Here is a 26,116-nt window from a genome sequence, read left to right as displayed (position 1 = left end):
AACGGGCACCGCAGTGCCCGTTTTCGTTTGGCCCGGATCAGGCCGGCAGCAAACCGCGCTTGCGCAACATCGGCGTGGCTTGCGGATCGCGCCCACGAAAAGCGCGGAATGCGGCGCGCTGTTCGCGGCTGTCGCCCGCGCTGTAGACATAGCGTTGCAGTTTTTCAGCTAGCGCCGGATCGAATGCGTTGCCGGATTCCTCGAACGCATCGAACGCCTCGGCTTCCAGCACTTCCGCCCACATGTAGACGTAATAGCCGGCCGCGTAATACGCGCCGCCGAAGATATGGCCGAAGTGCGGCAAGCGGTGGCGCATACCCACTTCGCGCGGCACGCCGAGACGCTCGCGCTCCTGCGTCTCAAAGCGGGCGATGTCGAGTCCGCCCGGATCTTCATGCAGGTGCAACGCCAGATCGATCAGTGTGGACGACGTATACGCCACCGTCGTGAATCCCTGATTGAAGGTTTGCGAAGCACGGATGCGCTCGATCAGCGCTGCCGGGATCGGCTCACCTGTCGTGACGTGACGCGCATGCTTTGCCAGCACTTCAGGTACCGTGGCCCAGTTTTCCATCAACTGTGACGGCAGTTCCACGTAGTCTTGCGGGACGTTGGTACCCGAAAGGCGCCCATAATTTACGTTGGACAACAGGCCGTGCAGCCCATGGCCGAATTCGTGGAATAACGTGCGAACGTCATCGAAACTGAGCAGCGTGGGACCCTCGCCGCCACGGGCGAAATTGTTGTTATTGATCACCACGGGGATCACATCGCCACCGTTGCGCGTCTGCTTGCGATACACGTGCATCCACGCGCCGCCCTGCTTGTTGGGACGCGCATAGTTGTCGCCGAGGAACACACCGACCAGGGTGTCGCCGCGGCGCACTTCCCACAGACGGACATCCGGGTGATACAACGACACGCCCGTCTGCTCGACGAACTGAACCCCGAACAGGCGGCCTGCGCAATCGAACATGGCACCGAGCATGGCGTCCAGGCTGAAGTACGGTTTCACCTCGGCATCGTCCAGCGCAAAGCGCGCAGCGCGCACTTTTTCGGCCAGGTAATACCAGTCCCACGGTTCGATGTCAGTGGATTCGCCCAGCGCGATGGCTTGCGCCATTAGCGCCTGCCGCTCCAGTTCGGCGCTCGCCTTCGCCGGCTCCCATACCTGGTTGAGCAGGTCGTAGACTGCGGAGGGTTTGCCGGCCATGCGGTCAGCCAGCGCGTAATCGGCAAAGCTGTTGTAGCCGAGCAGACGCGCCTGCTCCTGACGCAGCGTCAGTATTTCGCGTGCTATCGGACGGTTGTCGCGACCCGGCGTCTCGCCACGACTGGTCCAGGCCCGCCATGCAGTTTCGCGAAGATCGCGACGCGCGGACCACGTAAGGAATGGCTCGACCAGCGAACGCGACAGGGTAATGACGTAACCGTCGACGCCGCGTTCCTGTGCCGCGCTGCGCGCCGCGTGACGCAGAAAATCGGGCAATCCGGCCAGATCGGCTTCGCTCGTGAGCGGCAGCTGATAGCTGGATTCATCAGCCAGGATGTTTTGCGCGAACTGTGTATGCAGGTTCGCCAGCCGTTCGGCGATCGCGGCAAAGCGCACGCGGGCGTCCCCTTCCAGCATTGCGCCTGTGCGCACGAAATCGGTGTGCAAGCGTTGCAGCAAGCGGCGCTGTTCCTCGGTCAACTCCAGCGCGGCCGCCTGCCGGTGAACCGCATCCAGCCTGACAAAAAAGCCTGCGTGCATCGACACCTTGCTGTCGTGTGCGGCCAGAAGCGGCGCCATCTCGCGCTCGACTGCCTGCAGTTCGGGCGGCGACGCGGATGCACACAGGTTTTCGAAGGTCAGGCGTACGCGATCCAGCCGGACGCCGGCGGCATCGAACGCGGCTACGGTGTTATCGAATGTCGGTGCGGCTGGATTTGCGACCAGCGCATCGATTTCCGCCAGATGCTCCGCAAACAGCGTTGCGAAGGCGGGCGGGAAGTGTTCGGGTTTGATCTGCGCGAAGGGCGGCAACTGCCACGGCGTTTGCCAGTCCTGCAACAGCGGATTGCTGTGTACGGTCATGTCGATCTGCCTTGTGGGCGTCATCGTGGAGGAGCCGACATGATAAGACAGGTCATAAAAAAAGGAGGAGCCGCAGCTCCTCCGCTCTCATGGCGCCTTAAGCGCCGTCCATCAATCAATCGTAGAGCACAGCGGCGATCTTGGGATCTTTCATATTGCTCTTGTCGTACCAGTAGAAGCCCGTGTCAACTTTCGTGGGGAGTTTCTGGCCCTTCATCGCCTTCACCGCCGAGTCGACAACGCATTTGCCGATGCCGACGGGGTTCTGCGTAATGGCGCCGGCCATCAGGCCCGAGTTGATGTCCTCTTTTTGCTCCTTGCCGGAGTCGTAGCCGATCAGGACGAGTTTCTTGCCCGATTCCTTGACGCCGATCGCCGCGCCTTCAGCCGAGCCTTCGTTAGCGCCGAAAATGCCCTTGATGTTGGGATTGGCCTGGATCATCGTCTTGGCGATCTCAGCCGACTTCAGATGGTCTCCGCCGCCGTACTGGACCGAGACGATCTTGACGTTCGGATGCTTCGACTTCATCTCATTCAGAAAGCCGTCGCGGCGATCGATGCCGGTGCGGCTGGTCTGGTCGTGCACGATCACGCCGACTTCACCGGAATTGCCGATCGCCTCGGCCATCTTGTCGGCGGCCAGTGCGGCGGCGGCGAGATTGTCCGTTGCACAGGTTGTCAGCGGAATGTCGCTGTCGACACCCGAGTCGAAAGCGATAACGGGTATCTTGCCGGCCTGCGCCTTCTTCAGGAGCGGAATGGCCGCCTTGCTGTCGAGCGCGGCGATGCCGAGCGCCTGAGGCTTCTTGGCAAGCGCGGCCGAGAGCATGTCGATCTGCTTATCGACCATAGCCTCGGTTTCCGGGCCCTCGAAGGTGATCCTGACGTTGTGCTCCTTCGCCGATTGTTCAGCGCCGGCTTTGACGGCTTGCCAGAACTGGTGCTGAAAACCTTTCGAGATCAGCGGAATATAGGCTTCATCCGCGTACGTAACACCCGTTCCGCCGACGAGCGCGCCGACGCCGATCGCGACACCGATAAGTCTTCTTTTCAACATGGTGTTCTCCTCCTAAGTTGGGCTATCACCTTCAGCCGTTGCGGGAGCCTTTGGGCGCTCCGTTTTTGATCTTGTCCTGTGCAGGGTCAGCTCTTCTTGCGTCGCAGGATATCGGCATAGACCGCAAGAATGATGATGAGGCCCGTCACCACGATCTGCCATTCCTGAGCGACGGACATGATGCGCAGGCCGTTGGTCAACACGCTCATGATAAAAGCGCCGATGATCGTGCCCAGAATCGTGCCCGAACCACCGCTAAGTGAGGTGCCGCCGATGACGACGGCGGCGATCGCCTCAAGCTCATAGCCCTGGCCTAGCGCCGGCTGGGCCGAATTCAGGCGCGAGGCGATCAGCAGCCCGGCAACGCCGCAAATGGCCCCGCCCAGGCCGTAAATGGCGATCTTCCACCGATCGACATTCACGCCGGAAAGGCGTACGGCTTCTTCGTTGCTGCCGAGCGCAAATGTGTAGCGGCCGAGCGCCGTGCGATTAAGCGTGATCGAACTCACGACCGCAAGGAAAAACAGGATCAGGACGGCGTTCGGAATGGGCAGGCTCGGCAGTACATGGCCGATCAGCGAATCCTGCGAGATCATGTAAAAGTTCTCAGTGTCATTGAAATAGATCGGCTTGTCGGCCGAGACGACGAGCGAAAGCCCTTTCAGTAGCAGCATCATGCCTAAGGTGGCAATGAACGGCGGTATTTTCATTTTCGCCGTGAGGGTTCCCGAAACGGTTCCGCAGAACGCGCCCGTCCCAATCGCAGCAACGACACCGGTCCACATCGGCAGGTGCCAGTTGGTCAGAAACACACCGCAAATGACCGCCGTGAAGGTCATCAACGTGCCGACGGACAGATCGATGCCTCCGGTAATGATGATGAACGTGCAGGCGATCGCCAGAACGCCGTTGACCGCCGTCGCCTGCAGAATGCCGAGGATATTGTCCATCTGCATGAAGGCGGGCGAGGCGAAACTGAAAAAGCCCAGCAGCAGGATCAGGCTCGCGAAGGCGAGCAGCTTTTGCAGGGCGGTCGGCGCAAAGATGCGGGCCCTCAAGCCGGAGGCCCGTCTCTCATCGGCCAGCGCCGCAGTATCAGATGGCAGTGTCATGTACTTGACCTCTTGAGGCTTACGCCGCTTTCAGGGTTTCGCGCTGCGTCGCCAGTTGCATGATGCGTTCCTGCGTCGCCTCGCGAGCGGAGAGTTCGCCGGTGATACGGCCCTCGCACATCACAACGATGCGGTCGCTCATGCGCAGGATTTCCGGCAGTTCCGACGAGATCATTATGATCGCCTTGCCTTGCCCGGCGAGCGAGCGCAAAAGCTTGTAGATTTCGCTCTTGGCGCCGACGTCGATGCCGCGCGTCGGCTCGTCGAAGAAGAGCACATCACAGTCTCGCTCAAGCCATTTTGCAATGACGAGTTTCTGCTGATTGCCGCCTGAGAGAAGCCGTACCTGCTGCGTCGTAGAGGGCGTACGAATGTCGAGCAGCTCAATGAAATGAGAAGCCGTCTTGCGTATCTGCGCGCGGCGCAGGAAAAAGTTCAGCGACAGGAATTTGCGCAAGTTGGACATCACGATATTCGATTCGACGTCCATTCCCGTCGCGAGGCCGAATCGCTTGCGATCTTCGGAGAGATAGCCGATGCCACGCGCTACGGCGTCGCTCGGCTTCCTGATCGCTGCTTTCACGCCTTTCACCAGAATCTCGCCGGATTCGATCGGGTCGGCGCCGAACACCGCGCGGGCGACCTCGGTGCGGCCGGCGCCCATCAAGCCGGCAAAGCCCAATATCTCGCCTTTGCGCAGCGCGAAGCTCACGTCCCTCACCAGCGGTCCAGCGGTGAGATGTTTCACCTCGAGCGCGACCTCGCCCTTGTCTGTGGTGCTCTGAAATGGTGCGACGTCGGTCAACGTTCTTCCGACCATCATGCCGATGATCGCTTCGACGCTCGTGTCCCTGGCCGCGACGGTGGCCACATATTCGCCGTCACGAAGCACGGTGACCCGGTCGGAAATCTGCTCCAGCTCATCCATCTTGTGTGAAATGTAGATGATTCCGACGCCCCGCTCCTTCAGCTGGCGGATGATGCGAAAGAGCTCGGCGATTTCGGCGTCGTTCAGCGCGGAGGTCGGCTCATCCATGATCAGGACGCGCGAATCGAAAGATAGGGCCTTGGCGATCTCGACCATCTGCTGGCTGGCGACGGTGAGCGCGCCGACCATGGCGCGTGGGTCGAGACGCACATGCATGCGGGCGAGAATGTCGCGCGCCTGTGCGTTGAGCCTGTCTTCGTCGAGGAAGAGGCCGAGGCGTCCGCGCGGCTCGCGGCCGATGAAAATATTCTGCGCGACGCTCAAATGATTCATCAGCTGCAGTTCCTGATGAATGATGCCGACACCCATGGCCTGCGCCTCACGCGGGCTCAGGAACTCAACTGGCTGGCCGTCGTAGAGAATTTCGCCTGAATCCCGGGTGTATACGCCTGCGAGGATTTTCATCAGCGTCGATTTGCCGGCGCCGTTCTCGCCCATCAACGCGTGGACTTCGCCAGCCATGAGCTCGAACTGGACCTCATGAAGTGCCCTGACACCGGGAAAGCTCTTGCTGAGCTTGTTGACGGAAACGAGCGGGATCATGGTGCGGATACGACGATTGCGCAATGCGCGCTGGCCGCATCGAAGAAGCGAGCCGGAAAGGCGCAGGGCGTACGCCGCCATTCAGAACTGAAGACGCAACGAGAAGCCAGACACATTGCCAAAGCCCCTTTAATCCCATGTGCAGCGATCCTGTGATGCTGCACAACAGTGGTTCTGTTCACGCATTCCTCTGCATTACACACGGTTAAGTGTTACCCGCCACCGATCGCGGCCGGCGTGGGTCACTATGGTTCGAAAAGATCCGACCTTTCGTTCGCAGACCGGCGCAACTCGGCGACGACCTGATCGAGATGGTCGTGCATCGCTTTCGCAGCCGTGTCGGCCTTGCAGTTGCGAATGGCCTTGAAAATACACTCGTGCTCCTCGAGCGTGTGCACGAGCCGCTCAGGACTCGCCAGCAATTGCCTCGCGCGATCCAGCGCATTGCGCGACACCGCAACGATTTCCTTCACCCGCGGCAGGTTGACTGAGTCAAAGAGGATTCCGTGAAAGGCCAGATCCAGTACATGAAATCTCAGGCGTTGGCCACTCGTGACCGCTTCGCGCTGCTGATCGAGATTGAGCGCCAATGCCTCTAGCGTCGCACTATCACGCATGAGCGCGACCGTGCGCACCGTTTCGACTTCGAGTGCCCTGCGTATGAATAGATGCTGACGGATATCCTCAAGGGAGATCGGTTTGACGCGCGTGCCGCGCTGCGGCAACACTTCGACAAGGCCCGCGTGCGCAAGCCTTGCCAACGCGGCGGAAACCGGAAAGCGCGATACACCCATCCGTTCACAGACCGCCAGCTTGTCGATCATCATTCCGGGTTCCAGCACCAACGTCACGATCGCTTCTCTCAGCGCCTGTTCGACCGCGTCGGTCAGACTGCCTCGTTCGCCGCCCTTGATCTTGTGCAATGCGTCATACGGGTTGCTGGCGGCACTCGCTACCACGGATGAAGAGCTCACGGCGCGCTTGATTTGCATTGAAGATGCTAGCATGCTAGGAGGTGGATTCGGCGTTGTCAACGCGGGCAAATGCCTGGAGAGCGGCCGGTATGTGAGCGCATGCACGAGGCCGCTGCTCTGTCTTCGTTCGCCAGGCGGAAATCGATAATCATCGCCCCCGGAGGGTGCAAAGATGACCACGATCACAAAGCTGTTCGTTCAGGACATCCGGTTTCCCACCTCGCGTTCACTCGACGGCTCTGATGCGATGAATGCCGCGCCGGATTACTCCGCCACCTACGTGACGCTCGAAACCGATTCGCCGGAGGCGCTCACAGGCCATGGCCTTACCTTCACGATCGGGCGTGGCAACGAGATCTGCGTGACTGCAGTACAGGCGCTCGCCCCGTTGATCGTTGGCAGAACGCTCGAGGATATCGCAGCGAACATGGGCGCTTTCTGGCGCGCGTTGACGTCAGACAGCCAGTTGCGCTGGATCGGCCCGGACAAGGGCGCCATTCATCTGGCGACGGCGGCCGTCGTGAATGCCACCTGGGACCTGTGGGCAAAAGCGGAAGGCAAGCCGGTGTGGAAGCTGCTCGTCGACATGAGTCCGGAAGAACTCGTGCGTTGTCTCGACTTCCGCTATGTGACCGATGCAATCACACCCCATGAAGCCCTCGCGATGTTGCACCGCCACGCGCAGACGCGGCGCGTGCGCGAAGAGGAAATGCTCGCTCACGGCTATCCGGCCTATACGACCTCGGCCGGCTGGCTCGGCTACGATGACGACAAGATTCGCCGGCTCGCACGTGAAGGCGTCGCTCAGGGCTGGACGCACTTCAAACAGAAGGTAGGTGGCAATCTCGAAGACGATGCGCGCCGGGCCCGCATCCTGCGTGAAGAACTCGGCGGCAACCTGAAGCTGATGATGGATGCGAACCAGGTGTGGGATGTCGATGAAGCGGTTGCGAACATGCGGCGCCTGGCGGAATTCGATCCGTGGTGGATCGAGGAACCCACCAGCCCCGACGACATTCTCGGCCACGCGGCCATCCGGCAGCGGCTTCGGCCCATTGGCGTCGCGACGGGCGAGCATTGCCATAACCGCGTGATGTTCAAACAGTTGCTGCAGGCACACGCAATCGACTTTTGTCAGGTGGATAGCTGCCGCCTGGGCGGTTTGAACGAGGTGATCGTCGTCCTGCTGATGGCGGCGAAATACGGCGTGCCGGTGTGTCCGCACGCGGGCGGCGTCGGCTTGTGCGAGTATGTCCAGCACATTTCGCTGTTCGACTACATCTGCGTGTCGGCTTCGCTAGAAAACCGGGTGCTCGAATATGTGGATCATCTGCATGAGCATTTCGTCGATCCTGTTGTGATCCGCAATGGCCGTTACATGCCGCCGCAACGTCCCGGCTATAGCATCGAAATGCATGCGGCATCGCTCGATCAGTATCGCTTTCCTGAGGGTCCGGTCTGGCAAATCTAAAACAGCGCCCCAGCGGGAGTGCGGCCGCCGCCGGCCCGCGGCGGCGAAGACGCGCAGACGCGTCAACGGCCGACCGTCATCCCGGACCAGCCGGGCAGATACCGGGCCTCAGGCGTGTGCGCAAGGGCCTTCGCCTGATCGAGCGCCTTCGCAAAGCTTTTGCTGATCTTGCTAACCGGTACCCGTGAGCGCAGAAAATCGGCCCACAGGAATTCGCTAAATGGCGTCGCATCCTTCGCAAAGCCGCCCACCCGGCGCAGTTCGCCGGCGAGACTCCTGTAGGGGTCGTCCGTGAGCCCGGTCACCGTCTTGGGCAGGTGCTCGTAGTCGTATCGCGAGCCATCGGCACCGAACGGATGGACCCACTGGTTGTGCTCCATCATGCGCCAGAAGATCGTGTTATCCAGCCACGACAGGTCCCTTAGCAACATCACCTTCACTTCCTTGACACCTTCCTCGAGTAGCGCAATCCCAAGGTGATGATGGTCGACGATGTAATAGCGCTGCTCCGGGCCCAGCACAGCGGGAAACCAGTGCGCAGCAATGGCCTCGCCGCGCGCCTTCTTGCCGAGTGTCTTCCAGTGGTCGCGCTTTTCGGTGACCTCGCGGTAACCCACTGTCATCTGAGTGGGGCGCAATGCTGTGAGTTTCGCCGGGACCAGATGAATGTCAGAACTCGGGACCATGATTTGCCTCGTGAGAATGGTTTGCGGCACCAATAGCGCGGATCATGAGCGCTCGACCTCATGATGACCGGCTGCGCCCTTTGTGACATGTTGTTCGACTCGCGGTTTTGGGGAGTCTCTGAGATTCCATATCCCCCACATCGCAATGAGCAGGCCCAGTCCGAAGCCGATGCCCAACAGGGTGTACGTATCCATTTCAAATCCTCGATATATCGTTGCTGCGCTGGCCAGTGCATCAGCGGTGTCGGCTACATACCGCCACTGCGCGAACGTGTAGCGTTACTGCTTCGATGTTGCGTGCCTGTCGACAGCACCTTGCGCGCTACAATCCGTCACCGGATACTACCTTCACTTCCTTTCAGAACGCATGGCTGGTTCCTCGCTGCTGAAACCGAAGGTCTCGCCCAGTCTGCGCTGGGTTGCTTTATGGGGACCTGGACTGATCGTCATGCTAGCCGACTGCGATGCCGGGAACGTCGTAACGGCGGCGCAGGCCGGCGCGCAATGGGGTCTTCAACTTCTGGTGGTGCTGCCTCTACTCATTCCTCTGCTTTACATGGTCCAGGAGCTCACTGTCCGGCTTGGCATTTTCACCGGGCGAGGCCACGGTGAACTCATCCGCTCGAACTTCGGCCCAGTGTGGGCCTGGGTATCGGCGATCGGACTGGTCATTGCCGTGCTTGGCTCGCTTGTGACGGAGTTCACGGGGGTCGCTGGCGTAGGCGAGATGTATGGTGTCTCGCGGTCCGTCACATTGCCGCTTGCCGTCGTTGCCCTGATAGCCGTCGTGCTCACCGGCTCGCATAACCGCGTAGACAAGGCCGCAATTGTCATTGGGGCCTTCGAATTGACGTTTTTCGTTGTGGCGTGGAAGGCGCACCCGGACATCCACGACCTGTTCCGGCAAATGACCCACCTCCCGCTCGACAATCGTCAGTTTGGATACCTTGCGGCCGCGCTGATTGGCGCGACGTTCAATCCATGGATGGTTTTCTATCAGCAGGCGGCGGTAGCGGATAAAAAACTCACTCCGCGAGACTACACCGCGGCTCGGGTCGAAACGGCCGTTGGTGCGGTCCTCACGCAGCTACTGACGGCAGCGGTTCTTGTCGCCGCGGCAGCAACGCTATCGGGACACGATCAACAACGCGCCTTACAAAGTGTGGGCGAGATTAGTCTCGCCCTTGCGACAGTAGTGGGCCCCCACGCTGGACGCGTCCTCTTCAGTGCTGGCGTTCTTGGCGCGTCGATGGTGGCGGCCATTGTCTGCTCACTGTCTCTGGCGTGGGGGCTGGGTGAAGTGGCGGGATACAGGCGGTCGCTTGAAGACCGGCCTGCGAGTGCGCCGTGGTTCTACGGCGTGTATGTAGCCTCCGTCGCCGGCAGCGCTTATGTCGTCTGGCTGGCGCCGAACCTCGTTTCGTTGAACGTCGCCGCGCAGGTGGTCAACGCGTTGATGCTGCCACTTGTGGTTGGGTTACTCATCGCGCTTAGCGTCACCGCACTACCTCATCAGCATCGGCCTCGTGGAGCTTACTTGTGGCTTGTCTGTGGTATTGCAGCGGTGGTGTGTGCAGCCGGCGTCCTTGGTGCAGGCCTCAGCTTTTTTTCGTGAGAAGCTCCGTGTACTGTCACTGAGACAACACTGTATGGCCGCTTCGCCGTTCTGAAAAACCGCAGGATTTCACACCAATGCCCGCATCCATCCGCAACTCGCTCGCCTGGATCTTCGAAGCGTTCGAGCGCGATTCCACCTACATTCACAAGCGGATGTTCGGCTGCGATGCCGCCTATATCGATGGTCTGTTGTGCCTGGTTGCCGCCGATCGAGACAAGCCGTGGAACGGCTTGCTGGTGTGCACATCGCAAGAACGCCACGCCGCTCTCATTGATGAAATGCCCGCATTGCGGCCGCATCCAGTGCTTGGAAAATGGCTTTATGTGCCGCAAGACGATCCGGCGTTTGAGGCCATCGCAGAAAGGATGACGGCGCTCGTGCTCGCGCGCGATCGGCGTGTGGGTGTTGAACCGAAACCACGCGGACGAGGCGGAAAATCTGTGTTGCCAAAGAGGTAACGCATCGCAGCCAGCATGCTTGCACTTGCTTCTCTACCTGATACTTCCGTTCCACCAAGCTCAGTGTTGCGCTTCACCTTTGAACCCGCCCAGGTTTTGTTGCGGTAATGCGTTGGGATAAGATCTGCTCTAAACCGATCATTCGAGCGTGCATCGCTGGTGATCAAGCTCGTGCCGCTGTTTGAAAAGGCGCTTGGCAAGAACAAACCCCCGGCGTGCAAGCGTGGCGGATGGGCGAGACCTGTATCAAGGTCAAGGGCCAGTGGACATTCCTGTACCGCGCTGTCGACAATGAGGGCGATACGGTCAGCCGACGATATGACTTGAGGAGCCGGGCCAATGGGAAGCACCAACGCAGTTGCGGCGGCGGCAGTCGCCTTCGTGGGCAGCCACTTTCTCTTGTCCCATCCGCTGCGCGGGCGTTTGGTCCGTGCAATTGGCGAAGCGGCGTTCCAGGGTGTCTATTCGCTGGTTGCGATCTTGACGCTCGGCTGGCTGATCCTGGCTTACCGAAAGGCGCCCCCTTCGGCACCACTATGGCCGGTAGGAAACGGCGTCTGGGCGGTTGTGACTGCGGTCATGCTGATCGCGTCGATCCTCCTGATGGGTTCCTTGATCCGCAACCCGGCGCTTCCCACCGGCGGTCGGCCCAGCTCGTTCCCTGAGGCGGCGCGCGGCGTGTACGCGGTGACGCGCCACCCGATGATGTGGTCGTTCGCACTTTGGGGGCTGTGCCACGTCGCCGTGTTCCCGGTGGCGAAGAACGTCATCGTCGCAGCGGCTATCGTCGTCCTCGCGCTTGTCGGCGCCGCATTGCAGGACCGGAAGAAGGAGCGACTCCAGCCCGATCTCTGGCCCGCATGGGAGTCGAAGACGAGCTACCTGCCGTTCGCGGCGATCACAACTGGCCGTGCGCGGCTGGGCGGGTTCGGCTTGCACGCGCTTTTGGGCGGCCTTATCGTCTGGCTCGCCGCAACCTGGGCCCATCTCCCACTCACCGGTTGGGCCGCGGGCATCTGGCGCTGGCTGTAGCAGCAGCCCGGGCTGTCACGCCATGGAGCGGTAGCGGGCCGCCGGCCAGTTGACTTACGGACAACGTCAGCTTCTGCTACGCGCCGTGCCGGCCTCACTGAGGTGCGATTCGCCGTCCGTCAGCATGGCGCGTAGCCGGCCCGCATCCGCGAAATCGGAATGCCGGCCGACGGAATCCAGCAGCACCATGACGACGGGACGTCCCCGGATCGTCGTCTGCATCACCAGACAGATTCCCGATTCGTTGATGAACCCCGTCTTCTGCAAGCCGATGTCCCAACCGCGGTCGTGGATCAGCATATTGGTGTTGTGGTAACTGAGAACGCCTTTGCCGGTATTCACCTGATAACCAGGATCCGTCGAAAATTCGCGGATCAACCGGTATTGATAAGCAGCCTCGACCATCTTCACCAGATCGCGTGCGCTCGATACGTTGAGCTTCGACAGGCCGGCCGGGTTTTCGAAATGCGTGTCCATCATGCCGAGCGACCTGGCTTTCTGGTTCATCGCTGCGATAAAGGCCGGTCGCCCCCCCGGATAGTAGCGGGACAGCGCCGCTGCGGCGCGGTTCTCCGACGCCATTAACGCGATGTGCAACATGTCTTCACGCGACTGCATCGAGCCAATCGACAGACGCGAGCCGGAGTGCTTCTCGAAGTCGCGATCCTCGTCGGAAACCTCGAGCGGCTCGGACAGCGGCGCCTTCGAATCGAGCACGACCATCGCCGTCATCAGCTTCGTGATCGACGCGATCGGTACGACGGCCTGGGAGTTCTTGTCGACTAACGGCTCCCCGGTAGTCTGGTCAACCACGTAGGCGATGGTCGAGCGCAGCGCAGGCGCCTGTTGCCCTTCTCGCACGGTGAACGGACGGCTGCTCAGCGATGTGCGCGGTTCAAAGGCGACATCGTCGATCGATTCCGAATGCGCACGTCGACCGTTCTTCGACGCGCGCACGTACCCGAGTCTTCCGCCAGGCTCGCTCGCGGTAACCACTGAGGTTCCGGCTCCGTATGTGCGGATCGCAATTGTGTCCTTGACTGTGTTCGCCGTGCCGGACACTTTCTGAGCCTCCGCCAATCTAGCGTGCATCGCGGCAACGTCAGGATTCCTGTCGGCGACCGGCTCTGCAGTGGAGTCAAGCGGTACGGTTGCAAGCGCAACTGCGATGACCATCGACAGCAAGACGCACGGCGTGACGCAAAGTGCGATTGCGCGCATTGCCTCTGGCGGGGAAAACGGATCGTTCTTCATCGTTCTTCGATCAGTGAGACTCATTGATTTGTGGCACGTGATCCGGGGCGGAATCCGCGTACGCGACTTCCGCCATTCGGGAAATCTCATTGACCGGGACGCAAACCGGAGGCGGGATACAAATGGCTGATGGTCGCCTCAAACGTCGCTTGCGAAAACCGGCCGAGATGACGCTCTAACAGTCGCCCCGACGCATCGTAAAAGAGCGTGGTGGGGTATGCGGTCGTATCCGTAGCCTTGGCAACGCTGAGTTCGGGGTCGAACAGCGAATTGGCGATGTGCAGATTCAGCGCCTCCATGAATGCATCCACGGTATCGCGCCGCTCCCCCTGATTGACAAAGACAAGATCCAATCCCGGGTATCTTGCCTGGGCGCTCGCAAGGACCGGCATCTCGGCCTGGCAAGGAGCGCACCACGTTGCCCAGAGATTGATGACGAGCGGTTTTCCGTCACGCGGAGCAAGCGCCTGCGTGGTTCCCGCTTCGTTGACAAGTGACGCAGTGGGCACCGCGGCGGAATGGCTTAAACGAGTGGTCGCCGTGCTCGTCGCCCCCCACGTCGCCAGTCCCACGACAGTGGCGACAAGCAACGGCCGTCGAATACTCCTGCGCCGCATGAAGATGAACGCGATGACCGCGATGCCTGCCGCGACCCCGGAGAATGTATCGAAACCGGCGTCGCGAAAATCGACCATCTTCAGGAAACTACCGTTGTAGCTGGGCAGATAGTGCAGAACAAACGATATGCGTGCAGCGATCAATCCGATGATCGTGCTGGTAAAAATAGCCGGCTCGATATCCTTGCAACGCCTGTCGACAAGCCAGCCTGCAAAAACGGCGGCCGCAATACTTAAAAAGAAAATAACCAGGCCAATTGGGAAAGAAGCAGGTCCGATGTTCATGCAGTGGAATCCTTCGGCTGGGTCGGGAGCTTTCACTTTAAGCCGCTCGTGTGAGCTTGATTAGTCCTTCCCGACTCAATAAAATGCTCATTCGTCTCATCTCAAGGAACGCCATGCCTCGTCTGGATTGGCTTAGCCGCCTGCTTGTCATGATGCCCGTCAGAGGCCAGCTTGAAATCCGCTGCTCCTACGGCGCGCCGTGGCGTATTGCTTACGAGCGCGCCAATCCCGGCGAGATGCCCTATCACGTCGTGCTTGGCGGGTCAGCCGTACTGGAGATTCCAGACGGCAGTGCGCCACTACGCCTGGTGGCGGGTGACATCGTGCTGCTGTCTCACGGCTCGGAGCACGTGCTTCACGACGGTAGCGGCGCAGCGCCTTCGCCGGCCAGCACGCGCGAAAGCCTGAACGTGGAAGTCAGTGAAAACGCTGGAACCGGCGAACACCTCGACATGCTCTGCGGACGCTTCGTCCTCACGCCCCCGCACGATCGCTTGATGCGCGACTATTTCCCCGCCACGCTCGTGGTGCGAACATCTGCGCAAGACGATACAGCAAAGCAGAACGCGACTGCTGTCCAGTTGGCTACCCTGGTCGGTTTGATTCGCGCAGAATCGACGACGTTTAACCTGGGCGGCCATGCGATGCTCAACGCCCTTTCAGCGGCGCTTTTCGCGCTGACATTGCGCACGGCCAGCGAGTCGAATGCAGTGCCTTTCGGCCTGTTGGCCCTCGCCGCCAATCCACGCCTTGCGCCCGCGCTGACGGCCATGTTCAATGAGCCTGCGCATCCGTGGACCCTCCCCGACCTGGCGCGGCTTTGCAATATGTCGCGTGCAACCCTGGTTCGTCAGTTTCAGGACAAGGTGGGGCGTTCGGCCAATGATTTGCTGACCGATATCCGCATGACCCTGGCGGCCAACGAATTGAAGAAGCCGTCGACTTCCACCGAAACCGTGGCCGAAGTCGTGGGCTATCAATCCCTGGCAGCCTTCAGGCGTGCCTTCACGCAACGCATGGGCATGACACCGGGGGATTGGCGCCGCTCGGCGCGTGTACCGGAATGAGAAGAAACTTCGGCACTGTCCGATGCGCGGGACGAGGCCGGTCGCCTCGCCCTGAGGCAGCTGGTTGCGAGCCCCTCACGAAGCCGTGGCACGCGGCGACAACGAGGCGAGAAGCAGCGTCAGGCATGCGGCCAGCAGGGCGATGTCCTTCAACAGGAACTGCTCCAGCAGCGTCGAGATGATCGGGAAACCGGTCGGGCTTATTTGAGTAATACCCGGCGTGCTGAGAACAAAGGACGTCGTCAGGAGGAAGGTGGCGCTCGCCATCGCAGCGCCTAAAGCGGACAACGCCGGAATCACCGATCCGACGATTAGAGCTGCCGCTGTCGTCAGTTCGATCGTCCCCACAACCCGGGCTTCACCTCTCACGCCGAACACGCCCAACCAGCTCATAAACGGGCTGTGCGAGATCAGCGGCGCGATGGCGTCGGCCGCATAGGGCGTGAATTTCTGTATCCCGAACCAGATGAAGATGGCCACCATGGACCACCTCAAAAATGCCAGATGCAGATAAGACCCGCTGCTCTTTTCAGCCACCCGGAAACGAATGTTCATGATCTTTCAGCCTGTGTCTGTAGAAATTGCGATGTATTCGTCGAGGCGGCGCGTGACACATCCCGCTCTTCGGTTAGAGAGGAGCAGGCGCAACCAAGGAACGCCTGCTCCGTTGCGCCTTACTTGACCGGCGGGAAGTCCACGTCGGTGTCGTTGATGCGGTTGAAGGTGTTTGTGAATACGGTCAACGCGATGGCCAACGTGATCTCCGCGAGTTGTGCGTCGGTGAAGCCGGCCGCCTTGATCGCCGCGAACTCGTCTGCGCGGATCGTGCCGCTGGTTTGCTGCAGGTTCTGCACAAAGCGCACCAGTGCGTCGCGCCTCGCGTCCCCGGTAGGCTGGCCCGCACGGATCAGCTTGAGCGTCTCCAGCGACAGGCCCGTCATCTTGCCCAGCATCGTATGTGCTGCCACGCAGTAGTCGCATCCGGTGAGTTCACTGACGAGCACTTTGATCGTTTCCACTTCCTGCTTGCTCAGCGTGCCGGCAGCCAGCACGCCTTCGGCATTCAGCACCGCCTTGAGCGCTTCGGGTGCCAGCGCCCCCAGCGCAACGAACAGGTTCGGGATGCTGCCTGCGGCCTTCTTGACCTGGGCATAGACTTCGGCGGTCGCGCCAGTGGCGGACTCAACTGCAGGTACGGTGATGCGGCTCATGGTGTTACTCCTTCATCAGGTGGGTAGGAGTCTTCACTTTAAGCCGAAGGAATGATCCTTATAAGTCTTTAAATGCTCGATAAAATGCTCATTCGTATCATTTCGGGGCCGCGATGCTTTCCCAGCCACCCGCGCAACCGCCGCGGACAAGGTGATGTCGAGAAACACAGGTCTCAGCCCGGCACGCCTCAACCGAGCCCGGCTGCTCTCGCGATCAGCAACAACCCTGCCGCGACGATCACGGCTCCGGTGGCTCGCGCGACGCGCTCACCGGCCGGTGCGAGACGTTCGACGGTGATGGCTGCCGTCACGACAGCCATCGCGCGCAGGTCCATGATCCCGATGACGAGGAGGATCGCGGTCAGTCCGGCACAGCAGTAGCTGCAGTGGAGGCCGAGGCGCAGGCCGTGTCGCCAGGCCGTGCCGGCGTCCGCCGGCAATGTACGGCCGCGCCCCGGCGCCACCCGGCAGCAGGCAAGGTGATGTGCCTTCCACGCGGTGAACTGGAGTGCGCCTGCGACCAGGACGACCACACCGACCGCGAACGGAACGGCACGCGCCAGCGCCGGCAGTTGCATCTCGACCGCCGTCAGCCCGACACCCAGCGGAAAGGCGGCCATTCCGAACGCGGTCCACACGAAGAAGTACCCCACGCCCACCAGCACGGTCAGCCGGGCGAGGCGCGTCTCGCCTGTCCTGCCGACGGCCTGGCGGTAGCGCCTCAACATGGGCACGAGAGATGGCAGCATCATCGCTACCATCATCACGACCCACATGCCGAGGAACGATGCCGCGACGCCGGGCCACGTCTGTCCGCACATCCGCATCCACGCCATCGACATCGTCCAGCCGCCGGGCATCGGCATCTCGCCCATCGCCGACATGGACGTGCACCAGACGATTGTCACCGCCGCGCTGGCGACGAAGAGCAGCGCCGAGACGCTGAAAAGGGCTCGCTCAGAGACCTTGCTTCGTGAGATCGCCCGTCTGCCGGTTGCGCCCACCACACCCACGACCCGGCTCAGCGCGGGTTGTACTCGTCGTGACGGCGCCACCAGATGCCCGTCTCGTTGCGCCCCCTGGGAGCGCGATCGAGCCACTGGTACATGCCCCAGATGCCGTCCACTCCGCGCGCATAGGTGGAATAGGTGTGGTACACAACGCCGTCCTCGAGGACCAACGCGCTCATGCCCGGCCGGTCGCGCGTGTACGTGGACGCGTCGGTTCCGCAGGTGGCCGCGAACTGGGCCACGGGCTCCGGGGCCGGTGTCGCGTCCATGGCGTGGCGGCCGCGCTGATAGTTGTATTCGACGCTCCCCTCGCGCTGTTGCTCCTCGGTGAACGAGATGTTGAAGTCGAAGTTGAAGTCGGTGCCGTGCGAGGACGCCCAGGGAAACGTCCACCCCATCCGCTGCCTGTACGTCTGCAGCTTCGCAAGCGGCGCCCGCGATACCGCTGAGAGCGTGACGTCGTGGTTCGCCAGGTGGACGACGAAGCCGTCGAACCCGTCCGCGATCGACGAGCAGGACGGGCACCCCGCCGTGTAGTCGGGCCCGAACATGAAGTGGTAGACGAGGAGCTGCGAGCGCCCCTGGAAGAGGTCTGCCAGCGAGGCGCTTCCTTCATCGGTCTCGAATCGGTATGCCTTGTCGATCCGAACCCAGGGCAACGCCTGCCGCTGCTGCGCCAGCGCGTCGCTGCGACGGGTCAGGTCCTTCTCCGCCTTGAGCAGCTCGAGCCGCGCGGCCAGCCACTCTTCACGTGTTCCGGTGGTGTGTGTCGTCATCATGCTTCCCTCCGTTAGGTGTCCTTCGTCGTCCGGTCAGTTTCCGGTACGACGTGCAGGTCGGACGTACCGGTTGGTGGTCGTGCTAGATTAGTACCGGACATCGGACGGTGGGAGTGACAAGTGTGGCGGGATTCGACCAGACCATGGACTCGCTAGTCACGGCCGCAGCGCGTGCGCTTGCGGCGGGGGACCCACTCGGCGCACTGAACCGGGTCGCCTTGCGCGACGACGCGGCTGCGCTCGCGCTTCGAGGCATCGCGATGGCGCAGCTCGGCGATTTCGTTCGAGCGAAGGCGCTCGTGCGAAGTGCGGCGCGCGCCTTCGGTCCAAAAGAGGCCGTGGCCCGCGCGAGGTGTGTCGTCGCCGAGGCCGAGATCGCGCTCGCCTCGCGCGACCTGGGCTGGCCTGCGAAGGCGCTCGACGCCGCGCGCGCGACGCTCGAAGCGCACGGCGACCGGTCGAACGCCGCCCATGCGCGGTATCTCCAGATCCGGCGCCTCTTCCTGATCGGACGCCTCGACGAGGCCGGGCGTGCGCTCGCCGGGCTCGACCCCGCGCCTTTCCCGCCTGCGTCGAGGGCCGCCCACGAGTTGATCGTCGCGGGGATCGCGATGCGACGCATCCAGACGAAGACGGCGCGCGCTGCGCTCGCCCGGGCGGAGCGCGCCGCGCGCCATGCCGGTATTCCGGCGCTGATGGCGGAGGTCGAAAGCGCATCGCTCGTGCTGAACACGCCCGCTGCGCGCCTGATTGCGCGCGGCGAAGAGCGGTTCCTGCTGCTCGATGAGGTTGAAACGTTACTGGCTTCGAAGGCGCTCGTCGTGGACGCGTGCCGTCACGTCGTGCGCGACGCACGCACGGTGGTCCCGCTCGCAACACGTCCTGTGTTGTTCGCGCTCGCTCGCGCACTGGGCGAAGCGTGGCCGGCAGACGTGCCGAGGGACACGCTCGTCGCGCTGGCATTCCGGGCAAAGCTCGCCGATGAGTCGCATCGCGCGCGCCTGCGGGTCGAAATCGGACGGCTTCGTGCCGTGCTTGGAACGCTGGCCGACGTGAGCGCGACAAAGCGAGGGTTTGCGCTGGTGCCGCGCGGCGCACGGGAGGTCGTCGTGCTGGCGCGGCCCGTCGAAGAGAAACATGCCGCCGTGCTCGCCTTCCTGGCCGACGGTGAGTCGTGGTCGAGCTCGGGCCTCGCGCTTGTGCTCGGAGCAAGCCAGCGCACCGTGCAGCGGGCACTCGATTCACTGGCGGCAACAGGCAAGGTGCAGCCGTCTGGTCGCGGGCGGGCTCGTCGCTGGATGACGCCACCCGTGCCGGGATTCGCGACGACCTTGTTACTCCCCGTTCCGCTATTGGGGGACCAGGATTCCACTATCGGATAACCAGGAAGGAAGCATGAATCGATCAGCAGCCGAAATCGTCGGTGAATATGGACCCTTTCCGGGTGTCGACCACGTGGATGGCGTCACGTATGACGGTCAGCAAGTCTGGTTTGCTTCCGGAGACAAGCTGAATGCCCTCGATCCGGCGAGCGGAAAGACGCTGCGCTCGATCGATGTCGTCGCGGACGCAGGAACGGCCTTCGACGGCCAGCACCTGTTTCAGATCGCCGCGGGCCGCATCCAGAAGATCGATCCGAAAACCGGCCGTGTGCTCGCCACGATCCCGGCTCCCGGCGGCGGCGGTGATTCGGGGCTCACCTGGGCTGAAGGGACGCTCTGGGTGGGGCAATATCGGGACCGGAAGATCCATCAAATCGATCCCCAGACAGGCGCGATTCTTCGCACCATCGAGTCCAACCGCTTCGTCACCGGGGTCACGTGGGTCGACGGAGAACTCTGGCACGGCACCTGGGAAGATGACGCGAGCGAGTTGAGGCGAGTCGACGCTCAAACAGGAGAGGTCCTGGAGAGCCTCGAGATGCCGCCTGGAGTGGGCGTGTCGGGGCTCGAGTCCGATGGCGGCGATCAGTTCTTCTGCGGAGGCGGAGGCAGCGGGAAGTTAAGAACCGTCCGCCGACCCAGGCGAGACTCTGCGGCCGACAGCGGCGCCGGAATCCCCGTCGACTCCACGAGCGGGTAATCGAAGCAGCGCTCGCGTGGACGTCGACATGTGAACGGTGGCGCTGGCCGGGCGCAAGGTGGCCAGCCGCTCGCGCAGGGTTGCTAGCCGCTCGCGCTGGCGTGAATGCAGATCACCGCGGGGTTCCGGCAGAACGACGACTGAACCGTTGCTCGATGACCCTGGTTCCCCACTGTGTCCCCTCTAGTTCATCGGTCAATCGAAAGCCAGATGACTCGTACAGATGGCGTGCTGCGTCCAGACCTTTGAACGTCCAGAGGTAGGTCTCGCTAAAACGCTCGTCGACAAATCTCATTGCTTGCGACATCAGTTGCCGTCCGACACCTGAACCACGCAGGGAATCGTCCACGATAAACCATCGCAAATGGGCGACGCCCGCTTCATCATCCCCGTCGATGGCCAGAGAGGCGAGAGACCGGCCATTTTCGGTGTAGAGCCACAGCGCCTTGCCAGGAGCCGGCAACGCGTCGGCGAACCCGCCAAGCTCGGTTGCCACCTTCTTCTCAAAGAATGCGCCAAAGCCCCAATGCGCCGAGTAGAACCGGGCGTGCAAGCTCGCGATATCGCCAACGCATCCGGGCTGGTAACCCTCCAGAATTCGCGTGGCCGTACCCCCTTCTGGGGGTGCTTTAGTGGAGTTGTCCTGCGCAAGCGCGTCGGCGTACAGCGCGAGAGACCGGACCAGCGCTTGCTGGTCGGCAGGAACCATGCGTCGAAGCGCGTTGGACACCTGATCCGTCGCGAAACGATCGATTTTTTTTCGAAGTTTCTGCCCGGCGTCCGTCAAATACAGATCAGACGAGCGCGCATCTTCTTTTGCGGCCCTGCGCTCTACAAGCCCGCTCGCCTCCAGTCTGGCGACCTGCCTGCTCGTGTTCGATTTATCCAGTCGCAGGATGTTGCCTAAGTCCTTTGCACTGATCCCCGGCGCCGCCCCGATTTCAATGATCGCGTGAACAGCCGACGGCGCAAGATCGCTATCGGCCAGGGTCGTTCGCATGAAACCGAGTTCGCGAACCAGCCTTCGGGAGAAGTCACGGAGCTCCATGATGGTAGCTTCGCGGGTCTTCGCTGGAAGATCGATGAGATCCATGACTGCCTCACACAAGTTGCGCTTTGGGTGAGACGTTACGATAGTCGGGATTCGAATACCGTGCGATTCCCTCAATAGACACGCATTCCCTTACGGATGAAGACAATGCAAACCGGGCCTCGAGCGAGTGTTCTGCGACAAATGCCACGCAGTGTCTGGGTGCTTGGCTGCGTCAGCCTGCTCATGGATGTTTCATCTGAAATCATCCATAGCCTGTTGCCCATGTTCCTCATGGCAAGCCTTGGTGCCAGTGCAACCACAATAGGCCTCATCGAGGGCATCGCTGAGGCGACGGCCCCCGTCGTCAAGGTGTTCTCCGGCACCCTCAGCGATTACCTGGGAAACCGCAAGTGGCTCGCCGTCGCGGGGTATGCGCTGGGTGCGCTAAGCAAACCGTTATTTGCGGTGGCGCCAACCATTGGTGTCGTGGTGACGGCGCGCGTCATAGACCGCGTGGGCAAAGGCATCAGAGGGGCGCCGCGGGACGCGCTCGTGGCCGATGTCACGCCGCCGCATCTGCGAGGTGCGGCATTCGGACTTCGCCAGTCGCTCGACACGATCGGCGCATTCCTCGGACCGCTGCTGGCCGTTGTCATCATGCTGATGTGGGCGGATAACTTTCGGCTCGCGTTCTGGCTCGCGGTTATTCCCGGGATGCTCGCCGTCGCCCTGTTAACCTTTGGTATCGAAGAGCCGGCGCGGGAGCCAGGCATAAAGCGGGTCAATCCGATCCGCTGGGACAACGTGAAGCGGCTCGGCAAAAATTATTGGTGGGTCGTCGTCGTGGGTGGCGTGTTTGCACTGGCCCGGTTTAGCGAAGCCTTCCTCGTGTTGCGAGCCATGGGAAGCGGAGTACCGATTGCGCTGGTTCCGCTCGTGATGGTCGCGATGAACGTCGCGTATGCGTTGTCGGCCTATCCGTTCGGGAAACTCGCCGACACGATGAGCCACGCCCGCCTGCTGGTCGCGGGCCTCGTTATTTTGATTGCATCAGATATGGTGCTTGCGCATGGTACGCACTGGAGCGTGGTGCTCGTGGGTGTCGCGCTGTGGGGCCTGCACATGGGAATGACACAGGGATTGCTGGCCACGATGGTCGCTCAGACCGCGCCCGCACAACTGCGCGGCACCGCGTTTGGCTTCTTCAACCTGCTGAGCGGCGTCGTCACGCTCGTGTCCAGCGTGATAGCCGGCACCTTGTGGGATCACTTTGGCGCAGCCGTCACGTTCCATGCAGGCGCGGGCTTCTGCTTCCTGACAATCGCATTGCTGTTGTCCAGGCGGACGCCGGACACTGCGGGCCAGCTACGCGCCGATTACGCGCCGCGAAAGCGCCAACCGTGACGCCTTCAATACATGCCCTCTAGTGGCTCGCTCTCCAGTCCGACAAAACGCAACATGCTGAAAGCGCGCTCGCGCGCCGCGCGTTCTTCGCGACGGTAGCGGCCGGTCATCGGCGACGGCCCGTTTCGTTCGTTTTACGAAACGTTGATCGTCGCATTTTTCAGCCTGCCGCAGTGCCGACGTTCAACCAGGCATCGAGGTCGCCGGCTGCCGTAGAAAAGCGCTCTACCAGGAAGTCGAGAAGCGCCCGGACGCGCGGCGCCATGTACCGGCTACGCTGATACAACGCATGCACGGGGACATCCGGAGACCGCCACTCCGGCATCAGGATCGTCAATTTCCCCGAGCGCAGATCAGATCCGATGTCCCATATCGATTTCATCGCGATGCCGTGACCTGCCACCGCCCACTCGCGAGCGAGCGCACCGTCGTTGGTCTCTCGAGAATCTGTCAGGGGCACGGTATAAGTCTCGACCTCGGCGCCGCGCGCGAACCGCCATTCGTTTGCAAGCCCGGATGCCGACCCCAGGACGATGCAATCGAAACGCTCCAGATCCTGGGGACGTTCGGGCGCCCCATGCGTCGCGACATACTCAGGCGACGCGCACAGCACGCGTCGATTGGGCGCGAGGCGCCGCGCGACAAACGAACTGTCCGGCGGCACGCCAAACCGGATGGCAAGGTCAATGTCCTCGTGCAACAGATTCAGCAACGAATCCGATAACACCATCGCGAAACTGACCTCCGGATACTGCACGTTGAACTCATCGAGCCAGCCCTTGAGAACGTGACGGCCGAAGTCCGATGTCGCCGAGATCCGGATCTTTCCGCGAACGATGCTGCGACCCGCCTGTAGCGCCGCATGAGCATCGTCAAGGGACTGAAGCGCCTGCTGACAATGGAGCAGATACATCCTGCCCTCCTCCGTCAGCCGCAACTGGCGCGTCGTGCGCTCGAAAAGCCGCGTGTGCAGGGTCGCCTCAAGTTTGACAAGACGTGCGCTCGCGGCTGCGGGAGAGAGCCCGAGCTTGCGCCCCGCTGCCGACAGCCCACCCAGGTTTGCCGCTTCAACAAAAAGCCGGATGTCGCCGAGGTTGTCCACGATATTTCCGTTTTTTTTGAAAATGATTCAAATGGTATCCCAATTATCAAACGGCACCGGGCTCCGCACAATGTGCCACATCCTCAACGAAGTCCGGAGATCAGCATCATGTCGATTACCGCGTCGCCGCTTTTCACGCCCATCGCCGTCGCCGGCCACCCGCTCGCTCACCGTGTCGTCATGGCACCCATGACGCGTTCGCGCAGCACCCAGCCCGGCGACGCGCCCAACGCGATAAACGCCCGCTACTATGCGCAGCGTGCTTCGGCCGCCCTGATCGTGACCGAGGCGACCCAGATCTCGCCACAGGGCAAGGGCTATTCCTTCACGCCGGGCATCTACAGCCCCGAGCAGGTCGCCGGATGGCGGCTCGTGACCGACGCGGTCCACTCGGCAGGCGGCCGGATCTTCCTGCAGCTCTGGCACGTGGGCCGCATGTCCCACCCGGATTTTCACAACGGCGAGTTGCCGGTGGCGCCCTCCGCCGTTCCCTTCGACGGCCAGATCTGGAAGGTCGACCCCGCCACCGGCGTCGGCGCCATGGTCGCCTCCCCGACTCCGCGCGCACTCACGCGCGACGAGATCAAGGGCGTGGTGGCGGATTTCCGCCAGGCCGCTCGCAATGCAATCGATGCGGGCTTTGACGGCGTCGAGATCCACGGCGCCAATGGCTACCTCATTGACCAGTTCCTGCGTACGACGTCCAACGTGCGCACTGACGAATACGGTGGCTCACGTGAAAACCGACTGCGTTTTCTCAAGGAAGTCATCAACGCCGTGGCGGACGAAGTGGGCGCGGAGCGCACCGCCATTCGCCTCGCGCCGTTTCTGACTGCGCGTGGCATGGCGTGCCCTGACATCCTGCCGACCACCCTCGAAGCTGCTGAGTTTCTGCAGGCGCGCGGCATTGGCTATCTGCATCTGGTCGAAGCGGACTGGGACGATGCGCCGCAATTTACCGAAGCATTCCGCCAGGCCATCCGCGCCCGGTTCACGCGGCCCATCATCGTCGCCGGCAACTACGACAAGGCGCGCGCCGAGTGGGTTCTGTCCAGCGGCTACGCCGACCTGGTCGCCTTCGGCCGGCCATTCGTCGCCAACCCGGACTTCCCGCGCCGGCTCGCCGATGGTCTGCCGATGACCAGCTTCGACGGCAGCACGCTGTTCGGCGGGGGTGAGCGTGGTTACACCGACTATCCGCCTTCGCCGCAAGCAGCGTTATCCAATCAGGCCCGTGACGCAGTCAGCCTTTCCTGAACCCCGGTTGTCCGCAGCACTCATGCCGGTTCACCTCGCAGCAAGGAGCAGCAAATGTTTGTTTATCGCGGCTCGACCGCTCTGATTACCGGAGCATCGAAAGGGCTTGGAAAAGTCTTTGCAGAGACGCTTGCGGCACGCGGCATGAACCTCGTGCTAGTCGCCCGGTCCGGCGACGCTTTGCAAGCCCTGGCGGAAGATCTAACCGCCAGGTACGCTGTGCAATCCGTCGCGCTCAACGCCGACCTGGGCAATCCGGATGCAGCCATGCAGATCAGTGAGGAACTCGAGCGCCGCGGCATTCAGGTGGACCTGCTGGTCAATAACGCTGGGCTTGGTCTGACCGGCAGCTTCCTCTCGCACGATCTCGCGAAAGAACAGTCGGCGATCCAGGTCAACGTTCAGGCGGTTGTCGCGCTTAGCCACCTGTTTGGCAGCCTTATGGCAAAACGTGGCAGCGGCGGCATCATCAACCTCGCTTCCAACGCGAGCTTTCAACCACTCCCTTATATGGCCACCTACGCTGCGACCAAGGCTTTCGTTCTCTTCTTCAGCGAGGCCCTGCAATTTGAGCTCGCCGGCACGGGCGTCCACGTGATGGCAGCTTGCCCAGGGCCGACGGCAACGCGCTTCTTTGACGGGGTGTCGACCAATGTGTCGCCCAAGGACATGGATAGCCCGGAATCGGTCGTTCAGAAAACACTCCAGGCCTTCGATCGAAGGAAAGCCGTCGTCTACCCGGGGCGGACAAGCGTGCGAGCCGCTACCTGGTTGTCGCGACTGCTTCCTCGATTGCTCACCGTTCGCATCGCGGCAATAGCCAGCGGCAAGATGGGGCTTCACGGCTGAATGCATCTGACTGTGCCCGGCCCGTCTCGGGCGCGATCGCCGCGCGGGCAAGTCGTTTGCGTCTGAGAACATACCGAACGGCGTTAAAAGCCTTTGCGTTTCCCATAATGACGGGCGACCGCTTCGAGCACGTATACTCATCGTCCGTTC

Annotated in this window: 25 protein-coding genes and 1 pseudogene; 12 read left to right on the top strand and 14 right to left on the bottom strand. The window is 61.8% G+C overall.

What is annotated here, in order from left to right:
• Nucleotides 1–37: 37 nt before the first annotated feature.
• The 4 genes from P3T21_RS02120 to P3T21_RS02105 form a co-directional block, all read right to left on the bottom strand.
• Nucleotides 38–2,077, bottom strand: coding sequence for a M3 family metallopeptidase (locus P3T21_RS02120; RefSeq protein ID WP_429254268.1), 2,040 nt, complete (start codon nucleotides 2,075–2,077; stop codon nucleotides 38–40).
• Between the two features lie 115 nt (nucleotides 2,078–2,192).
• Nucleotides 2,193–3,134 carry an ABC transporter substrate-binding protein gene (locus P3T21_RS02115; protein ID WP_429254267.1) on the bottom strand — a complete coding sequence of 314 codons (942 nt, stop codon included), beginning with the start codon at nucleotides 3,132–3,134 and terminating at the stop codon, nucleotides 2,193–2,195.
• An 86-nt stretch (nucleotides 3,135–3,220) separates the two neighbouring features.
• Nucleotides 3,221–4,246, bottom strand: a complete 1,026-nt coding sequence (locus P3T21_RS02110) for an ABC transporter permease (RefSeq protein ID WP_429254266.1) — start codon at nucleotides 4,244–4,246, stop codon at nucleotides 3,221–3,223.
• Nucleotides 4,247–4,265: 19 nt separating this feature from the next.
• The gene (locus P3T21_RS02105) at nucleotides 4,266–5,777 is read right to left on the bottom strand and encodes a sugar ABC transporter ATP-binding protein (RefSeq protein WP_429254513.1); all 1,512 of its coding nucleotides are present in this window, start codon (nucleotides 5,775–5,777) and stop codon (nucleotides 4,266–4,268) included.
• Between P3T21_RS02105 and P3T21_RS02100 the strand changes: the two genes are divergently transcribed.
• Nucleotides 5,679–5,933, top strand: coding sequence for a hypothetical protein (locus P3T21_RS02100; protein ID WP_429254528.1), 255 nt, complete (start codon nucleotides 5,679–5,681; stop codon nucleotides 5,931–5,933). The genes P3T21_RS02105 and P3T21_RS02100 overlap by 99 nt on opposite strands.
• Before the next feature lie 89 nt (nucleotides 5,934–6,022).
• Here P3T21_RS02100 and P3T21_RS02095 read toward each other — a convergent pair whose 3' ends face one another.
• The gene (locus tag P3T21_RS02095) at nucleotides 6,023–6,784 is read right to left on the bottom strand and encodes a GntR family transcriptional regulator (RefSeq protein WP_429254265.1); all 762 of its coding nucleotides are present in this window, start codon (nucleotides 6,782–6,784) and stop codon (nucleotides 6,023–6,025) included.
• 139 nt (nucleotides 6,785–6,923) lie between these two features.
• Between P3T21_RS02095 and P3T21_RS02090 the strand changes: the two genes are divergently transcribed.
• Nucleotides 6,924–8,222: an L-fuconate dehydratase gene (locus tag P3T21_RS02090; RefSeq protein ID WP_429254264.1), complete on the top strand. Its 1,299-nt coding sequence runs from the start codon at nucleotides 6,924–6,926 to the stop codon at nucleotides 8,220–8,222.
• A 62-nt stretch (nucleotides 8,223–8,284) separates the two neighbouring features.
• Here the strand turns inward: P3T21_RS02090 and P3T21_RS02085 are convergent, their stop codons facing one another.
• Complete coding sequence (locus tag P3T21_RS02085) at nucleotides 8,285–8,908, bottom strand: ParB-like protein (protein WP_429254263.1); 624 nt, start codon at nucleotides 8,906–8,908, stop codon at nucleotides 8,285–8,287.
• A gap of 367 nt (nucleotides 8,909–9,275) precedes the next feature.
• Between P3T21_RS02085 and P3T21_RS02080 the strand changes: the two genes are divergently transcribed.
• From P3T21_RS02080 to P3T21_RS02065, 4 genes and pseudogenes are all read left to right on the top strand, one after another.
• Nucleotides 9,276–10,523, top strand: coding sequence for an NRAMP family divalent metal transporter (locus tag P3T21_RS02080; protein WP_429254262.1), 1,248 nt, complete (start codon nucleotides 9,276–9,278; stop codon nucleotides 10,521–10,523).
• A gap of 77 nt (nucleotides 10,524–10,600) precedes the next feature.
• The gene (locus P3T21_RS02075) at nucleotides 10,601–10,984 is read left to right on the top strand and encodes a hypothetical protein (RefSeq protein WP_429254261.1); all 384 of its coding nucleotides are present in this window, start codon (nucleotides 10,601–10,603) and stop codon (nucleotides 10,982–10,984) included.
• A gap of 218 nt (nucleotides 10,985–11,202) precedes the next feature.
• Nucleotides 11,203–11,292 (top strand): annotated as a pseudogene (locus P3T21_RS02070) (DDE-type integrase/transposase/recombinase); the annotation flags it as partial.
• Between the two features lie 31 nt (nucleotides 11,293–11,323).
• Nucleotides 11,324–12,016: an NnrU family protein gene (locus P3T21_RS02065; protein ID WP_429254260.1), complete on the top strand. Its 693-nt coding sequence runs from the start codon at nucleotides 11,324–11,326 to the stop codon at nucleotides 12,014–12,016.
• A gap of 66 nt (nucleotides 12,017–12,082) precedes the next feature.
• On the opposite strand, the gene P3T21_RS02060 is transcribed toward P3T21_RS02065, so the two are convergent.
• Nucleotides 12,083–13,270, bottom strand: a complete 1,188-nt coding sequence (locus P3T21_RS02060) for a serine hydrolase (protein ID WP_429254259.1) — start codon at nucleotides 13,268–13,270, stop codon at nucleotides 12,083–12,085.
• A gap of 86 nt (nucleotides 13,271–13,356) precedes the next feature.
• Nucleotides 13,357–14,172 (bottom strand): prolipoprotein diacylglyceryl transferase family protein, encoded by an 816-nt coding sequence (locus P3T21_RS02055; RefSeq protein ID WP_429254258.1) that lies wholly within the window; start codon nucleotides 14,170–14,172, stop codon nucleotides 13,357–13,359.
• A gap of 113 nt (nucleotides 14,173–14,285) precedes the next feature.
• On the opposite strand from P3T21_RS02055, the gene P3T21_RS02050 reads away from it, so the two are divergent.
• A complete protein-coding gene (locus tag P3T21_RS02050; protein ID WP_429254257.1) occupies nucleotides 14,286–15,239 on the top strand; it encodes an AraC family transcriptional regulator in 954 nt (317 codons plus the stop codon).
• 75 nt (nucleotides 15,240–15,314) lie between these two features.
• Here P3T21_RS02050 and P3T21_RS02045 read toward each other — a convergent pair whose 3' ends face one another.
• The 4 genes from P3T21_RS02045 to P3T21_RS02030 form a co-directional block, all read right to left on the bottom strand.
• On the bottom strand, nucleotides 15,315–15,794 hold the full coding sequence (locus P3T21_RS02045; protein WP_429254256.1) for a DUF417 family protein: 480 nt from the start codon (nucleotides 15,792–15,794) through the stop codon (nucleotides 15,315–15,317).
• Nucleotides 15,795–15,913: 119 nt separating this feature from the next.
• Nucleotides 15,914–16,450, bottom strand: coding sequence for a carboxymuconolactone decarboxylase family protein (locus tag P3T21_RS02040; RefSeq protein WP_429254255.1), 537 nt, complete (start codon nucleotides 16,448–16,450; stop codon nucleotides 15,914–15,916).
• A gap of 188 nt (nucleotides 16,451–16,638) precedes the next feature.
• Nucleotides 16,639–17,463 carry a DUF2182 domain-containing protein gene (locus tag P3T21_RS02035; protein WP_429254512.1) on the bottom strand — a complete coding sequence of 275 codons (825 nt, stop codon included), beginning with the start codon at nucleotides 17,461–17,463 and terminating at the stop codon, nucleotides 16,639–16,641.
• 8 nt (nucleotides 17,464–17,471) lie between these two features.
• A complete protein-coding gene (locus P3T21_RS02030) occupies nucleotides 17,472–18,236 on the bottom strand; it encodes a DUF899 domain-containing protein (protein WP_429254511.1) in 765 nt (254 codons plus the stop codon).
• 146 nt (nucleotides 18,237–18,382) lie between these two features.
• Here P3T21_RS02030 and P3T21_RS02025 point away from each other — a divergent pair, with 146 nt between their 5' ends.
• Together P3T21_RS02025 and P3T21_RS02020 are read left to right on the top strand one after the other, a co-directional pair.
• Nucleotides 18,383–19,621 (top strand): helix-turn-helix domain-containing protein, encoded by a 1,239-nt coding sequence (locus P3T21_RS02025; RefSeq protein WP_429254254.1) that lies wholly within the window; start codon nucleotides 18,383–18,385, stop codon nucleotides 19,619–19,621.
• A gap of 13 nt (nucleotides 19,622–19,634) precedes the next feature.
• A complete protein-coding gene (locus P3T21_RS02020; RefSeq protein ID WP_429254253.1) occupies nucleotides 19,635–20,321 on the top strand; it encodes a glutaminyl-peptide cyclotransferase in 687 nt (228 codons plus the stop codon).
• 112 nt (nucleotides 20,322–20,433) lie between these two features.
• Here the strand turns inward: P3T21_RS02020 and P3T21_RS02015 are convergent, their stop codons facing one another.
• On the bottom strand, nucleotides 20,434–21,414 hold the full coding sequence (locus tag P3T21_RS02015; protein WP_429254252.1) for a bifunctional helix-turn-helix transcriptional regulator/GNAT family N-acetyltransferase: 981 nt from the start codon (nucleotides 21,412–21,414) through the stop codon (nucleotides 20,434–20,436).
• A gap of 105 nt (nucleotides 21,415–21,519) precedes the next feature.
• On the opposite strand from P3T21_RS02015, the gene P3T21_RS02010 reads away from it, so the two are divergent.
• Complete coding sequence (locus P3T21_RS02010; protein ID WP_429254251.1) at nucleotides 21,520–22,758, top strand: MFS transporter; 1,239 nt, start codon at nucleotides 21,520–21,522, stop codon at nucleotides 22,756–22,758.
• A 160-nt stretch (nucleotides 22,759–22,918) separates the two neighbouring features.
• On the opposite strand, the gene P3T21_RS02005 is transcribed toward P3T21_RS02010, so the two are convergent.
• Nucleotides 22,919–23,860 (bottom strand): LysR family transcriptional regulator, encoded by a 942-nt coding sequence (locus P3T21_RS02005; protein ID WP_429254250.1) that lies wholly within the window; start codon nucleotides 23,858–23,860, stop codon nucleotides 22,919–22,921.
• A gap of 108 nt (nucleotides 23,861–23,968) precedes the next feature.
• Here P3T21_RS02005 and P3T21_RS02000 point away from each other — a divergent pair, with 108 nt between their 5' ends.
• Together P3T21_RS02000 and P3T21_RS01995 are read left to right on the top strand one after the other, a co-directional pair.
• Nucleotides 23,969–25,117 (top strand): alkene reductase, encoded by a 1,149-nt coding sequence (locus tag P3T21_RS02000; RefSeq protein ID WP_429254249.1) that lies wholly within the window; start codon nucleotides 23,969–23,971, stop codon nucleotides 25,115–25,117.
• A gap of 54 nt (nucleotides 25,118–25,171) precedes the next feature.
• Complete coding sequence (locus tag P3T21_RS01995; RefSeq protein ID WP_429254248.1) at nucleotides 25,172–25,966, top strand: SDR family NAD(P)-dependent oxidoreductase; 795 nt, start codon at nucleotides 25,172–25,174, stop codon at nucleotides 25,964–25,966.
• The last annotated feature ends 150 nt before the right edge of the window (nucleotides 25,967–26,116 follow it).

Origin of the sequence: Paraburkholderia sp. GAS334, from assembly GCF_050436625.1 — a bacterium.
In the GTDB taxonomy this organism is placed as follows: Bacteria; Pseudomonadota; Gammaproteobacteria; order Burkholderiales; family Burkholderiaceae; genus Paraburkholderia.
The sequence above is the reverse complement of the archived record's forward strand: the minus strand, read 5'-3'. Positions and strand labels throughout refer to the sequence as shown.